A 14,418-nucleotide genomic window follows, 5' to 3' on the forward strand; every position below is an offset into this window, starting at 1 on the left:
CCCGGGGGTCAGAGCAATGCGTCGTCCGCCGCCATGATATCGGCGGCGCCGGCCCGGATCGCGCTTTCCAGTGCGACAGTCCGGGGGAGCAATCGGGATGTGAAATAACGAGCCATTGCCAGCTTGTGCCGTGCCAGCGCAGGAGAGGAGTTCCGAGCCGCCTTTCCCGCCATGCGCACCCAGAGCCACCCATAGGTGACCAGGGCAAAGCAATGCAGATATTCCGTCGCCGCGGCCCCGGTTTCGCGCGGATCGCCGGCCCTCGACAGAACGAACCCGGTCAGATCTTCAAGGCGGGTCAGGGCTGAGGCAACAGCCCTTCTTGCCGGTTCCAGCTCTTCGGCGGCCTGCGGGGCAAGATCATCGCGCATCAGCGCGAAAAAGCGACGCGCCGGATCTCCGTTCTCCATTGGCAGTTTGCGGCCGACCAGGTCCATCGCCTGCACGCCGTTCGTGCCTTCATAAATCTGGGTGATGCGGGCATCGCGCACATATTGCTCCATGCCCCATTCGCGGATGTAGCCGTGACCGCCGAAGACCTGTTGTGACTTTACCGCGGTCTCAAAGCCGAAATCGGTGCAGGCGGCTTTAACCACCGGCGTCAGCAGGGCGACATAGCCCCCGGCTTCGCGGCGGGTTGCGGGATCGGGATGGCGGGCCGCGATATCCATCTGCAAGGCGGTCCAGATGCCAAGCGCGCGGCCCGCCTCGGTGAGCGCGCGCCCGGTCAGCAGCATCCCGCGTACATCGGCATGGCCGATGATCGGCACCGGCCCCAAACTGCCATCCGCCCCCCGCCCCTGACGCCGCTCGCGCGCATAGGCCACGGCTTTCTGACTGGCCGCTTCGCCGATCCCCAGGCCCTGCATCCCGACAAACAGACGCTCGGCGTTCATCATGGTGAACATGGCGTTCAGCCCGGCGCCGGGTTCGCCGATCAGCCAGGCGGTCGCGCCGTCGTAATTCATCACGCAGGTCGGCTGGGCATGGATTCCCATCTTGTGTTCCAGCGCACCAACGGACATCCGGTTGCGAAGCCCCGTCTCGCCCGCCTCATCGGCAAGGAATTTCGGCGCAAGGAACAGGCTGATCCCCCTGACGCCCGCCGCCGCGCCCGGCAGCCGCGCCAGCACCAGATGCACGATATTGCCGCCGAAATCGTGATCGCCCGAAGAGATGAAGATTTTCGTTCCATGCAGCGCATAGGTGCCGTCACCGCATGGTTCGGCCCGGGTCGTGAGCTGCCCGAGATCTGTTCCGGCGCCGGCTTCGGTCAGGGCCATGGCCCCGGTCCACTCGCCCTGGATCATCTTCGGAAGATACTGCTGCTTCAGCGCGTCGCCGGCATGGTGGAAGATGGTCTCGGCCGCGCCACGGGTCAGCCCCGCGAACAGTCCGAAGGACAGATTGGCGGATGACAGCATTTCATCCAGCAGCAACTGAAGCACATGGGGCAGGCCCTGGCCTCCGAACTCGGGCGCGCCCGAAAGACCCGCCCAGCCCGCGGTGACAAATGCCCGATAAGCGGCGGGGAAGCCCTGCGGCGTGCTCACCACGCCGTCTGCAAGTCTGCAACCCTGCTCATCGCCGGGCCGGTTCAGCGGTTCAAGAATACGGGCGCAGAATTTTCCGGCCTCATCAAGTATGCTGGTCGCCAACCCGGTATTGATATCGCCGAAACCAGGAAGGACGGACATCTTCTCATCGAAATCAAAGACATCCCCCAGCAGAAAAGACATGTCGGCAACGGGCGGAACATAGGCTGTCATCGGATATCTCTTCCGGAAAAAGGGGTCTGTCGGTCCCGGCTTTGCCCGGATCGCGGACGGCACAAGTGCTGTGGCGGGCATAGCGACACCCTGCCGGAAGCGATGCGACCGACAGGGAAGGCGCCAGCGGAGGAAGGCCCGTGATCAGCCAGCCGTGCCCGGCAGGCCACGCGCGCGGGCCATGCTCATGGCGGTGTCCTGGATCATGTCTTCCTGGCCGCCGATCATCTTCTTGCGGCCGAGTTCGATCAGAATGTCGCGGGCGGGAACGCCGAAGCGTTCCGCCGCGCGGCGGGCGGGCAAGAGGAAGGTCGAATAGACCCCGGCATAGCCGAGCGTCAGCGCCTCGCGGTCGACCCGGACGATACTATCCATGAACGGCACCACCACGTCTTCGGCCAGATCCATCAGCGCGAAGGTGTTGCTGCCGGTCTCGATCCCCATCCGGTCGCAGACGGCGGCCAGCACCTCGATCGGCGCATTCCCGGCGCCCGCGCCCAGCCCGGCAAGCGAGGCATCGATCCGGCTTGCCCCGGCAGCGATGGCCGCGATGGAATTGGCGATGCCGAGGCCGAGGTTGTGGTGGCCGTGGAAGCCGATCTCCGTCCCGGGCTTCAGCGCGTCACGCAGGCGGCTGATCACTTCGGTCACGTCATCGGTCAGCATATATCCCGCGGAATCCGTGATATAGACCGTGTTGGCGCCGTAGCTTTCCATCAAAAGCGCCTGTTCGGTCAGGCCTTTGGCGTCGTTCAAATGCGACATCATCAGAAAGCCGGTCGTATCCATCCCCAGCTTGCGCGCGAAGGCGATATGCTGCGGCGAGGTATCGGCCTCGGTGCAATGCGTCGCCACATGGACCGAGCGCGCGCCGCAGTCATAGGCCTCCTGCAATTCGCGCATGGTGCCAAGGCCGGGGATCAGCAGGACCGAGATCGTGGCCTGTTTCACCACCGCCGCCACCGCCGAGATATATTCGGCGTTCGAGGCCAGCGCCCGTCCATGCTGGATCGAATTGCCGCCCAGCCCCGCGCCATGGGTGACTTGCAGGTAAGGCACCCCCGCCGCATCCAGGGCCGAGGCGATCTTCACCATCATCTCGACCGGGATCTGTTCGCGTTTCGCATGCATCCCGTCGCGCAAAGACATGTCATGCAGCCTGACCTTGCGGCCTTCGAGTTTGCTCTTCGCCATCACACGGCCTCCGCTTCAGACTGTTTCACACCCGGCAGGGCGATGGAGCCGTCCTGGATCCCTTTCGCGAACATCTCGGCGGTGCGGGCGGCGGCGGCGGTCATGATGTCGAGATTGCCGGCATAGGTCGGCAGGTAGTCGCCAAGGCCCGCGACCTCCATGAAGACCGCGACGCGGTTGCCGTCGAAATCGGGGCCGTTCACAAGGCGGTAGCCCGGGACGTAAATCTGCACCTGTTCGATCATCCGCAGCACGGAGGCGGTGATCGCCTCGCGGTCGGGGGCGCCTTCGACCTCGCAATAGATCGTGTTGCGCATGATCAGCGGCGGATCGGCGGGGTTGATGATGGCGAGCGCCTTGCCGCGTTTCGCGCCGCCCACCTTCTCCAGCGCGTTGGAGGTCGTATAGGTGAACTCGTCGAGATTGGCGCGTGTGCCCGGCCCCACCGACAGCGAGCTGAGCGAGGCGATGATCTCGGCATAACCGACCGGCTGCACCGCGCCGACCGCCGCCACAATCGGGATCGTCGCCTGCCCGGCGCAGGAGATCATGTTGACATTGACCACGCCCCCCGCCGCCGCGATCTGCGCGAGGTTGACCGGCGGCACGCACAGCGGCCCGATGGCGGCGGGCGTCAGATCGACCATCAGCACGCCCAGCTCATTGAGTTTGCGGCTGTTTTCGGCATGAACATAGGCCGAGGTCGCGTCAAAGGCGATCTGGATCCCGTCGGCCAGCACATGCGGCATGAGCCCGTCCACGCCCTCATGCGTGGTCTTCAGCCCCATCTCCCGCGCCCGCGCGAGGCCCTCGGAGCCTGGATCGATCCCCACCATCCAGACCGGCTCCAGCACATCCGAGCGTTTCAGCTTGTATAGCAGGTCGGTGCCGATATTGCCGGACCCGATCAGGGCGCATTTGATCTTTGCCATTCTTCCCCCCCTTGCCCGTCAGTCGCCGAAACGGACCGAAACCGAGCCCATATCCAGAAACCGCGCGATCAGGCTGTCGCCGGATTTCACCGGCACCGCCGCCGTGATCGCGCCGCTCATCACGAAACTGCCGGCGGGCAGCACCTCGCCCATCTCATGCAACACACCCACCAGCATCGCCACCGCATCGGCCGGATGGCCCAGCACCTCGGCCGAGGCGCCAAGGGCGACGATCTCGCCATTCAGCTCCATCACGGTGCCGATGGTGCGCAGATCAATGCTGCCCGGGCGACGCGGCCGCCCGCCCGCGATAAACCGCGCGGAAGAGCTGTTATCGGCCAGCACGCTTTCCAGATCGAATTTGAACCCGGTGAAACGGCTGTCGATGATCTCGACCGAGGGCTGGATGTAATCGGTCGCCGCCAGCACCTGATCGCGGCTGACCTGGCCGGACAGTTCCGCCCCCATGACAAACGCGATCTCGCATTCGGCGCGCGGATGGATCATGTCGCCCAGCGAAATCACCGAGTTCTCGGGCCGCGCCATCGCATCGGTCAGAAAGCCGATGCCCGGCTTGTCGACCCCCATCTGCAACATCTTGGGCCGCGAGGTCAGCCCGGCCTTCCAGCCCACGACCCGCTGGCCGCGCGCCTCATAGCTGCGGCGCAAAGCGGTCTGCACGCGGTAGGCATCGGCCACCGTCATGCCGGGGTAATCATCGGTCAGCTTGCGGATCGGGGTGGCATAGGTCTGGGCGGTCTCCACCCGTTCGGCCAGCCGCTGAATGGCGGTGTTGTCCAGTGTCATACCTGCGCCCTCCCCTTGAAACGCGCGGTGCAGGTGCCGACACCTGCGATGGTCGCGACCAGTTCGTCCCCGTCCACAACCTCGATCAGCGGTGCCTGGGCGCCCGACAGGATCACCTCACCCGCCTTCAGCGTGATCCCGAGCGCGCCGAGCGTATTCGCCAGCCAGGCCACCGCATTGGCGGGCGAGCCCTGGACCGCCGCGCCAACCCCGGTCGAATGCAGCGCGCCGTTCTTCTCGATCACGAGGCCGGCAAGGCTGAGGTCGATATCGCGCGGATCGGCGCGGCCTTCCCCCAGCAGAAACACCCCGCAAGAGGCATTGTCGGCCACCGTGTCCTGGATGCGGATCTTCCAGTCGGAAAACCGGGTATCGACGATCTCGAAACAGGGCGTCACGTAATCGGTGGCGCGGATCACATCGGTCACCGTCACGCCCGGCCCGCGCAGATCGTGTTTCAGCACGAAAGCCAGCTCTGCCTCGGCCCGGGGCTGCATCAGCGCCCCCATATCAATCGCATCGCCGTTCTGATAGAGCATCTGCCGCGTCAGCTGGCCGAAATCCGGCTGGTAGACGCCAAGCGCATCCTGGATCGCGCGGCTGGTCAGCCCGATCTTGCGGCCGACAATCTCATCCCCCGCCGCGATCCGCCGCGCCAGCATGCGCGACTGGATGTTATAGGCGTCGGTGATCGTGCTTTCCGGCGCGATCTCGCTGATTTTGGTCGTCGGGCGGCCAGAGACCATCGCCTCATAAAGCGCATCCCCCAGCTTTGCGACCTGGCTTTCCTCGATCATGGACCCTCCTCCGTCTGCGGTGAGACTAGGAGAGGGCGGAAATACGCTCCAATACTTTGATGGTCCCCTTGCGATACCGGAAGCGTATGAAATGACCCGCAGAAATCATACGAAAAAGGTATCGCATTCCCATCCTAAAAGCATTGGAGCGCATGGTGCGCCCTGGCTAATCTGCCGCCGGATACGGACCGCTGTGCCGCATCGCGCAGGGCCTCGGAGAGGAGACCAGCCATGAAACGCTTTGACCTGTTCATCGACGGGGAATTCCGCGCCGCGCGTTCGGGGCGCAGCTTTCAGAAAATCTCGCCGGTCGATGGCCGGGTGATCGGCACCGTGCAGGAGGCGCTGGCCGAGGATGTCGACGCCGCCGTGCAGGCCGCCCGCGCCGCGCTGAACGGGTCCTGGGGGCAGATGCCGGTCAAGACCCGCACCGATCTGCTGCTGGATCTGGCCCATGCGATCAACCGCCGCGCCGCCGATTTCGTCGAGGCCGAGGTGCAGGATACCGGCCATACCCGCGCCTTCGCCAGCCATGTCGAGATCCCGCGCGGCGCCGCGAATTTCGAGATTTTCGCCAATCTGCTGAAGAATACCGGCGGCGAGTTCTTTGCCATGGACACGCCCGACGGGGCCGGCGCGGTGAATATGGAATTGCACCGCCCCAAGGGGGTGATCGCGGTGATCTCGCCCTGGAATGCGCCGTTCCTGCTGATGACCTGGAAGGTCGGCCCGGCTCTGGCCTGCGGCAATACCGTCGTGGTGAAGCCTTCCGAGGAAAGCCCGGCCACCGCCACGCTTCTGGGCGAGGTGATGAATGAGGTCGGCATCCCGAAGGGCGTCTATAACGTCATCCACGGCTTCGGCCCGGGCTCGGCCGGCGAATTGCTGACCCAGCACAAAGGGGTCGACGGCATCACCTTCACCGGCGAGACCCGCACCGGTGAGGCGATCATGAAACAGGCCGCTGTCGGTCTGCGCGATGTATCGTTCGAGCTTGGCGGCAAGAACCCGGCCATCGTCTTTGCCGATTGCGATATGGACAAGGCGATCGAGGTGGTGATGCGCTCGGCCTTCGCCAATACCGGGCAGGTCTGTCTCGGGACCGAGCGGGTCTATGTCGAACGCCCGATCTTTGACGCCTTCACCGCGCGGCTGAAGGCCGGGGCCGAGGCGCTGAAACCCGGCGGACCGGACGATCCTGGCACCACGCTCGGGCCGCTGATCTCGGCAGAACATCGCGACAAGGTGCTGTCTTACTATCAAAAGGCCCGCGACCTCGGCGCGACCGAGGTGACCGGCGGCGGCGTGCCGGTGTTTGGCAACGATTGCGACAAGGGCTTTTTCGTGCAGCCGACGATCTGGACCGGCCTCTCCGACGACAGCGCCATCATGCGCGAGGAAATCTTCGGCCCCTGCGTCCATATCAGCCCGTTCGATACCGAGGATGAGGTGATCGCCCGCGCCAATGACACAGGCTACGGGCTCTCGGCCACGGTGCTGACCGAAAACCTCTCCCGCGCGCATCGCGTGGGGCGGCGGCTGGAGGCCGGGATCATCTGGGTCAATGCCTGGTTTCTGCGCGACCTGCGCACGGCGTTCGGAGGCTCGAAATCCTCAGGGATCGGGCGCGAGGGCGGCGTGCACTCGCTGGAATTCTACACCGAGCGCAGCAATCTGTGCATCAAGCTCTGAGCTCCGGCGTCTCCCCGGGCCGGGGAGTGACCCGCCGACGGCCACCAGGGCCGCGGCGGGTCTTGACATATCCCCCCTTCCGGCTGGCCTGATCGGGGCGGACAGGACGGAGGGAACCGCTGATGAACATCCGCCAGCTGAAATATTTCGTCGCCGTCGCGGAAGAGCTGAACATCGGCCGCGCGGCGCAGCGGCTCAACGTCTCGCAGCCGCCGGTGACGCGGCAGATCCAGCAGATGGAAGAGGAGCTGAAAGCGCCCCTCTTCATCCGCAACCCGCGCGGGGTCGAACTGACCCAGGCCGGTGAGATCCTGCTGGCCGAGGCGCGCAATATCATCGGGCTGATGGATCAGGCCGGCCAGCGCGTGCTGCGCGCCGCGCGCGGCGATCTGGGGCGGCTGGATGTGGGGATCTTCGGCTCGGCGATTGTCGGCATCATTCCGGGCATCATCCAGGCGTTCAAACAGCTTTACCCGAACGTCCATATCATGCTGCATCCGATGGACAAAATGCGCCAGGTCGAGGCGCTTCTGAACCGCACCATTGATGTCGGCTTCAACCGGCTGCTCGACCCGGAGCCCGGCATTTCCATCGAGGAAATCTCGCGCGAGCGTATCCTTGCCACCGTCAGCGCCAGCCGCCCCGGCGGCGACCGCCCGGTCAGCCTCGCGAGCCTCGCGAAAGAGCCGCTGATCCTGTTTCCCGCCAGCCGCGCGCCGGGTTTCGTCGAGGCGGTGGCCGATCTTTTCCGCTCCAACGGCTTCACGCCGCAGGTGGGCCAGGTGGTCGGCGACGCCTTTACCGGCATGGCGCTGGTGGCCTCGGGATTCGGAAATTGCCTCGTGCCGGAATCGATCAGCTCGGTCACCATGCCGGGGGTGGCCTTCCGCCAGCTTGATCTGGCGGAGCCGGTGACCGTCGATCTGTCCTGCATCTGGCGCGAGGGCGACAGCTCGCCGGTTTTGCAGAACTTCCTCGCGGTGGCGCGGGACTGGGCCGGCCGCAATCCTGTTGGAAATAAATAGATTTATCAGTATCTTACCCGGCCCTCCCGGGCCGGCTGCACGGGGCTTATCTCTATACGTTTCCCGTATGGAACCAGCTTTCAAATGGTATTTGAAAGAAAGGCTCATGCTCTGCACTCTGACCTCATGACGCAGCGATGGAGGCGCTGCCGATGACCCCGGACCCCGCCGAAAACCGGGGGAGGGAGCCGGTTGCCCCCGCGTGATCGTCAGGCCAAAGCGAGGTGCAAGATGCCAATCATTCAGGTCCACATCATGGAGGGCCGGACGGACAGCCAGAAGCAGGCGATGATGCGCCGCGTCACGGAAGCCGTGGCCGAGACGCTCGACGTTCGGCCATCGGCGGTGCGGATCATGATCCATGAACTGCAATCGGGGCATTTCTCGGTCGCGGGCGAGCCACGCTTTGCCGAAGCCACGGCGTCCGAGGCGGGCAAGAACGGCCATAGCGGCCATATTCTGCACGCGGGCGAGGCACAATCCTGACCACAACACGCCCGGAGGAGGGCGGAAGACATATCAATCGGGGCGCGCGCGGCAGGGGAATGGCCGGCAGACCCTTTTCCGAAAGGGAGGAACCATGACGTTTCAAGAACCGATCCATGACGTGGCGCAACTGGCCATGGTCGAGATTTTCACCCCGAAATACGAGGAATCGCTGAACTTCTTCGAGACGTTTCTCGGCATGTACAAACAGGCCGAAGACGGGAAATCGGCCTATCTGCGCGCCTATGAGGACCGCTATCACCATTCGATGAAGCTGACGCGCTCGGACAAGGCCGGGGTCGGCGTCATCTCCTGGCGCGCGATGTCGCCCCAGGCGCTGGAGCGCCGGGTTGCGGCGATTGCGGCCTCGGGCCAGCCCGGCCGGTGGGTCGAGGGGCACAAGGGCTATGGGCGCGCCTATGAATTCACCACGCCCGACGGCCATGTGAACCATCTGTTCTGGGATGTCGAATATTTCAAGCCGACCGAGGCGCAGCGCTCGCGTCTCCTGAGCCGCGCGCAGAAACGCCCGCTCAGCGGCGTGCCGGTGCGGCGTCTGGACCATGTGAACATCATGGTCTCGGATGTGACGAAGAACGCGACCTTCATGCAGGAGACGCTCGGCTTCCAGAAGCGCGAGAATGTGGTCTTCGGCGGCAAGGATGAGCTGGCCTGCTGGCTGTCGGTCAGCCCGCTGGTGCATGAGATCGCCATGACCAAGGACAATTCCGGTCACGGCAACCGGCTGCACCATCTGGCCTTCTGGTATGGCAGCCAGGGGCAGATGCTCGACATCGCGGATCTCTTGAAGGAATACGGCCTGCATATCGAGGCGGGCCCGGCGAAACACGGCATCAGCCAGGGCTATTTCATCTATTTCTACGAGCCCGGCGGCAACCGGATCGAGCTGTTCGGCGATTGCGGCTACCTGATCTTCGACCCGGAATGGAAGACCGTCACCTGGGACGAGACCAATTTCTGGAGCGAGGGCGGCGTCTGGATCGGCGGCGACCTGCCGCAGGATTTCTTCGTCTACGGCACCCCCATCGTCGAGGCGGCCGCCGAGGCCGCCAGGGCCGCCGAGGTCGAACCGGCAGAGTAATTCCAGGCGGCGGGTGCCAGCCGGCGCCCGCCGCCCGTGACCTGCAAAGGATCAACGCAACAGGGGACAGGCCAGACGCGCACCGGGGAGGGTGCCGCGACCGGCGCGATATGTCCGAGGAGGAATGCAATGAAAGATCAGGCGCCCGTTCAGGGTCTTACCCCTTACAAGGGGGATGAATATCTGGATTCGATCCGCGACACGCGCGAAGTCTGGATCCATGGCGAGAGGGTAAAGGATGTCACCAGCCATCCCGCCTTCCGCAACTCGGCGCGGATGGTGGCGCGCTGGTATGACCGGCTGAATGCCGAGAAAGACACGCTTGGGGTGGTGACGGATACCGGCTCGGGCGGCTGGACGCATCCGTTCTTCAAGGCGCCGCGCACCGCGGGCGATCTGGTCCAGGCCCGCGACGCCATCGCCCGGCTGCAAGGCGTGGCCTGCGGCTGGATGGGGCGCTCGCCTGATTACAAGGCGTCTTTCCTCGGCACGCTGGGCGCCAATGCCGATTTCTACGGCGAATATGCCGGCAATGCGAAGGCCTGGTATCGCCAGACCCAGGAGCGGGTGGAATACTGGAACCATGCCATCGTGAATCCGCCCATCGACCGCCATCTGCCCATCGAGGAGACCGGCGGCGTCTTCATGCATGTCGAGAAGGAAACCGATGCCGGGCTGATCGTCTCGGGCGCCAAAGTGGTCGCCACCGGCTCGGCGCTGACGCATCAGAACTTCATCGCGCATTACGGCCTGCCGGTGAAGGACAAGAAATATGCGCTGATCTGCACGGTGCCGATGTGTGCCTCGGGCGTGAAGCTGATCAGCCGCGTGAGCTATGAACTGAACGCGGCGGTGATGGGAACGCCGTTCGACTATCCGCTGTCCTCGCGCCTTGATGAGAATGACGCGATTCTGGTGTTCGACAAGGTGCTGGTGCCCTGGGAAAACGTCTTCATGTATGGCGACCCGGACCGGGTGAACTCCTTCGTGCCGCTGTCGGGGTTCGTGCCGCGCTTCACCTTCCACGGCGTCACCCGGCTGGCGGTGAAGCTCGATTTCATCGCCGGGCTGTTCTCGAAGGCGCTGGAAACCACCGGGGCCTCGGGCTTCCGCGGCCCGCAGACCGCCGTGGGCGAGGTGATCGCCTGGCGCAACCTGTTCTGGGGTCTCTCGGATGCGATGGCGCTGAACCCCATCGGCTGGCCGGGAACGGATGGCTATGTGCAGCCCAACCTGAACTCGGCCACCGCCTACCGCGTCTTTGCGCCGATGGCCTATAACCGCATCAAAGAGCTGATCGAGCGTCATATCGCCTCGGGTCTGATCTATCTGCCCGCCTCGGCGCTGGATTTCCAGAATGAGGAGGTCCGCCCGCTGCTCGACCGTTTTGTGCGCGGCTCAAACGGCATCGCGGCGATTGACCGGGTGAAGCTGCTGAAGCTGCTCTGGGACGCGATGGGGTCGGAATTCGGCGGCCGGCACGAGCTTTACGAGACCAATTACGCCGGGAATTACGAGAATATCCGCATCGAAACCATGTATATGGCGCAGGGCACCGGCCAGCTGGATGCGATGCGGCAGATGGTCGATGACTATATGGCGGAATATGATCTCGACGGCTGGACGGCGCCGGACATGATCAACCCCTGGGATGTGAACCGGCTGAAAGCCGGGTTCCAGGGCTGATCCGATGCTGGAGTTCGGAGGGGCGGTAACCGAAGTCAGCCTCGGCGCCCCCGCTCCGATGGCGGGCTCGGTGCTGGCCATCGGCGCCTTTGACGGGGTGCATCTGGGGCATCAGCGGCTGATCCAGGCTGCGGTGGCCGATGGCTGGCGGCTTGGTCTGCAATCGGTGATCTGGACCTTCGATCCGCCGCCCAAGGTGGTGTTCGGGCGGGCCGCTCCGCTGTGTGGCCTTGAGGAAAAGCTCACCCGGATTGCCCGTCTCGGGCCGGATCTGATCGTGGTGATCCCGTTCGGCCCGTCCTATGCCGCCCGCACAGCCGCGCAGTTCATCGCGGATCTGACGCGTATCAGCCCCCGGCACATCCATGTCGGCGCGGATTTCCGCTTTGGCGCGCGGCAATCGGGCGATGTGGCGCTGCTGGCAGAGCATTTCCCGGTCACCCTGGCCGCACCGGTATGCTGTGCCGCCGGCGAGACGATTTCCTCAACCCGGCTGCGTGATCTGAGGACGCGCGGTGAATGCGGCAGCGCCCTGATGGGGCCGGAAGCGGCGCTGATCTGCGCCCCGTCCGGCGCGCATATGACACTCAACCTGCATCACAGGGAGGCCATGGATGGCTGGAATTGACCCGCGCGCCCTGCGCGACGCCTGCGGCAGTTTCGCCACCGGCGTGACGGTGATCAGCACGACCACGCAGGACGGCGACCATGGCATGACCGCCAACGCCTTCATGTCGGTCTCGCTCGATCCGCCGCTGATCTCGATCTCGCTGGACCGCAAGAGCCGGATGCATGGCAAGGTGCGCGAGGCCGGATGCTATGCGGTCAGCATCCTTGCGCAGGATATGGAACCTATCGCGCAGCATTTTGCCGGGCGGCACAACCCGCATCTGGCAGAGGTCTTTGAGCGGCGCGGCGATCTTCCGGTGGTGCCCGGCGCGGCGGCGGTCTTTCTGGCCGAGGTCGCGCAGGAGGTGGAGGCGGGCGATCACACGCTCTTCATCGGCCGCGTGACCGGGATCGACCGCGCCGACGGCGCCCGGCCGCTGCTGTTCTGCGCCGGACGGTTCGGCGGCCTCGCCGGCTAGATCCGCCTTCAGCATCCACACGCCCGCTGATGGGCCTTGCTCCGCCGGTGACGCGGCGGGGATGGGACGGTTTTGCGCGGGCAAACAGATAAAACAGGGAGAAAATCATGACGAAATTTCTGACGACGGCCGCTCTGGCGCTGGCGGTGACGGGTGCCGCTCTGCCCGCGATGGCGATTGATGTCGGGCCGGCGGATTACACGCTGATGCCCGGCGGCACGAAAATGGGGCTGCTCTATCTCCAGCATCTGAGCTCTGACAGGTTCATTCTGAATGGCGCAGAAGTGCCGGGATCGAAATTCAGCGCCAATGTCGCGATCCTGCGCGGGCTGAATTACACCACCATCGGGGATGAGACGGTGCTCTTGCAGTTCGTGCTGCCGGTCTCGGACATCTCCACCGCGCAGATCGGCGGCGGCGCGCTGCCGGTCGAGGAGGGCCTCGGCGATCTGACGCTCGGGATCACCTACTGGCCGGTGAAGCCCGCCAATCCCGAGACCGGCACCACCATCGGCCTCACCGCCTTTCTCACCGCCCCGACCGGCGCTTATGAGATGGGCAGCGTCGGCATCGGCGAGGGCACCTGGACCCTCACCCCGCAGATCGGCCTGATCCAGGGGCTTGGCAACGGGTTTTACCTTGATGCGGTGGCGGATGTGGCCCTGAGCCTCGATCATACCGAGAACGGGGTGGAAGTGTCGCGCGATCCCGCCTGGCAGGTCCAGGCCATGCTGCGCAAACAATTCTCGCCGGAGACGAATTTCGCCCTTGGCCTTTCCGGGCAGTTCGGGGGCGATCTGACGGTCGGCGGCGTCGGGACCGGCCAGAAGATCCGGCGCGACCAGATCCGGCTTTACGGCTCCACCTTCATCGGCGAGGGATTGCAGATTCAGGGCATGCTGGCGCGTGATCTGCATGTCGAAGGCGGATTCGAGTATTCAACGGTGGCGCAGGTCCGCCTGCTGAAAGTGTTCTGACCGCTTACCCGGGAGCCGCTGTGACGCAGGCCAGGCCGACAGATCCGCTATCGGGCGGTGCTGACGGCGCATGCAGACTGCGGAAGAACTTTTCCGGTGCTCGCCATCTGGTCCGGGCGGCTCACCCTGGCTGTTGACCGTCACCGGGAACCGACCCGGCCCCGCAGGCTCGCAGCGCTTCGTTGCGCGCCTGCAAAGGCTTCGGCGGGTATCCGGGCCAACCGGAAGAAATGGCCCGGATATCATCGCCAAAGTCGCGCGGAGAGGTGAGGAGGATCGGAAAACAGTCCCGGGTGAGCAGGATCAGCCTTTGATCCGGGCATCGAATGCCCCGATCGTGTTTGCCCGACGATCGGATGAGATGTCTCCCCCCGGTGAGCGCAGCATGGCGAGAGACTTCGACCGGCAGGATGCCGGGGTTCAGATCCGCATCCTGTCGCAGGCTCTTCCAAACCAGTGGCGTTCAACCCGAGACCACCGGCGCCCGTCGCAGGCAACGAACTCCCGCGCGTATCGACGCCCGCCTGCCCGACCCTCTGGCGGCCACAAAGCGGATCTCACCGCCGTAACCCGCGCGGAAACCAGGATGCATTGTGCGAACCTGTCCGGCCAACGACCGGCCGCAGGAGACTTCGACCGCCGGCTCGCCGGGCGCCGGCGCCGTGTCGCCGTGCTGACCGGCTACCCGCGATCCTCCGGTGACACTGCGCCGCCGGTCCTGAGCGCGCCGGGGCGCTGATCGGGGGGCGCTGATCGGGCGAAGCTGTGAAAGCTCCGCCCCGCGCAGGCGGGACACAGCCCGCCCCGGATTGCCCCCCGTGCAGGCGCCCGCCCTGCATAAGCCGGAAGCCCCACCCGAGCGG

The 14,418-nt window shown here is 65.0% G+C and carries 13 protein-coding genes; 8 read left to right on the forward strand and 5 right to left on the reverse strand.

Annotation, left to right across the window (positions count from 1 at the left end; translation table 11 throughout):
* Window positions 1–8 precede the first annotated feature (8 nt).
* The 5 genes from XINFAN_RS11685 to XINFAN_RS11705 all read right to left on the reverse strand — a co-directional run bounded on the left by XINFAN_RS11685 (window position 9) and on the right by XINFAN_RS11705 (window position 5,499).
* Window positions 9–1,769 (reverse strand): acyl-CoA dehydrogenase C-terminal domain-containing protein, encoded by a 1,761-nt coding sequence (locus XINFAN_RS11685; RefSeq protein WP_124087043.1) that lies wholly within the window; start codon window positions 1,767–1,769, stop codon window positions 9–11.
* Window positions 1,770–1,913: 144 nt separating this feature from the next.
* Complete coding sequence (gene dmpG, locus XINFAN_RS11690) at window positions 1,914–2,963, reverse strand: 4-hydroxy-2-oxovalerate aldolase (protein WP_199286412.1); 1,050 nt, start codon at window positions 2,961–2,963, stop codon at window positions 1,914–1,916.
* Window positions 2,963–3,895 carry an acetaldehyde dehydrogenase (acetylating) gene (locus tag XINFAN_RS11695; protein WP_124087045.1) on the reverse strand — a complete coding sequence of 311 codons (933 nt, stop codon included), beginning with the start codon at window positions 3,893–3,895 and terminating at the stop codon, window positions 2,963–2,965. Before XINFAN_RS11695 ends, dmpG begins: the two co-directional genes overlap by 1 nt.
* 18 nt (window positions 3,896–3,913) lie before the next feature.
* A complete protein-coding gene (dmpH, locus tag XINFAN_RS11700) occupies window positions 3,914–4,702 on the reverse strand; it encodes a 2-oxo-3-hexenedioate decarboxylase (RefSeq protein ID WP_124087046.1) in 789 nt (262 codons plus the stop codon).
* On the reverse strand, window positions 4,699–5,499 hold the full coding sequence (locus XINFAN_RS11705) for a fumarylacetoacetate hydrolase family protein (protein ID WP_233352195.1): 801 nt from the start codon (window positions 5,497–5,499) through the stop codon (window positions 4,699–4,701). Before XINFAN_RS11705 ends, dmpH begins: the two co-directional genes overlap by 4 nt.
* Before the next feature lie 231 nt (window positions 5,500–5,730).
* On the opposite strand from XINFAN_RS11705, the gene XINFAN_RS11710 reads away from it, so the two are divergent.
* From XINFAN_RS11710 to XINFAN_RS11745, 8 genes are all read left to right on the forward strand, one after another.
* The gene (locus XINFAN_RS11710; protein WP_124087047.1) at window positions 5,731–7,191 is read left to right on the forward strand and encodes a 2-hydroxymuconic semialdehyde dehydrogenase; all 1,461 of its coding nucleotides are present in this window, start codon (window positions 5,731–5,733) and stop codon (window positions 7,189–7,191) included.
* Between the two features lie 122 nt (window positions 7,192–7,313).
* Entirely contained in the window at window positions 7,314–8,216 is a 903-nt protein-coding gene (locus XINFAN_RS11715) for a LysR substrate-binding domain-containing protein (protein ID WP_124087048.1), read from the forward strand.
* A 231-nt stretch (window positions 8,217–8,447) separates the two neighbouring features.
* A complete protein-coding gene (locus XINFAN_RS11720; RefSeq protein ID WP_124087049.1) occupies window positions 8,448–8,702 on the forward strand; it encodes a tautomerase family protein in 255 nt (84 codons plus the stop codon).
* Window positions 8,703–8,796: 94 nt separating this feature from the next.
* Window positions 8,797–9,804: a VOC family protein gene (locus XINFAN_RS11725; protein WP_124087050.1), complete on the forward strand. Its 1,008-nt coding sequence runs from the start codon at window positions 8,797–8,799 to the stop codon at window positions 9,802–9,804.
* Window positions 9,805–9,933: 129 nt separating this feature from the next.
* Window positions 9,934–11,490 (forward strand): 4-hydroxyphenylacetate 3-hydroxylase N-terminal domain-containing protein, encoded by a 1,557-nt coding sequence (locus tag XINFAN_RS11730; protein WP_124087051.1) that lies wholly within the window; start codon window positions 9,934–9,936, stop codon window positions 11,488–11,490.
* Between the two features lie 4 nt (window positions 11,491–11,494).
* Complete coding sequence (locus XINFAN_RS11735) at window positions 11,495–12,118, forward strand: FAD synthetase family protein (RefSeq protein WP_124087052.1); 624 nt, start codon at window positions 11,495–11,497, stop codon at window positions 12,116–12,118.
* Window positions 12,105–12,578: a flavin reductase family protein gene (locus XINFAN_RS11740; protein ID WP_124087053.1), complete on the forward strand. Its 474-nt coding sequence runs from the start codon at window positions 12,105–12,107 to the stop codon at window positions 12,576–12,578. The genes XINFAN_RS11735 and XINFAN_RS11740 overlap by 14 nt, the downstream gene beginning before the upstream one ends.
* 107 nt (window positions 12,579–12,685) lie before the next feature.
* Entirely contained in the window at window positions 12,686–13,555 is an 870-nt protein-coding gene (locus tag XINFAN_RS11745) for a transporter (protein WP_124087054.1), read from the forward strand.
* Window positions 13,556–14,418 lie beyond the last annotated feature (863 nt).

The organism is Pseudogemmobacter humi, assembly GCF_900609055.1.
GTDB classification, from domain to species: domain Bacteria; phylum Pseudomonadota; class Alphaproteobacteria; order Rhodobacterales; family Rhodobacteraceae; genus Pseudogemmobacter; species Pseudogemmobacter humi.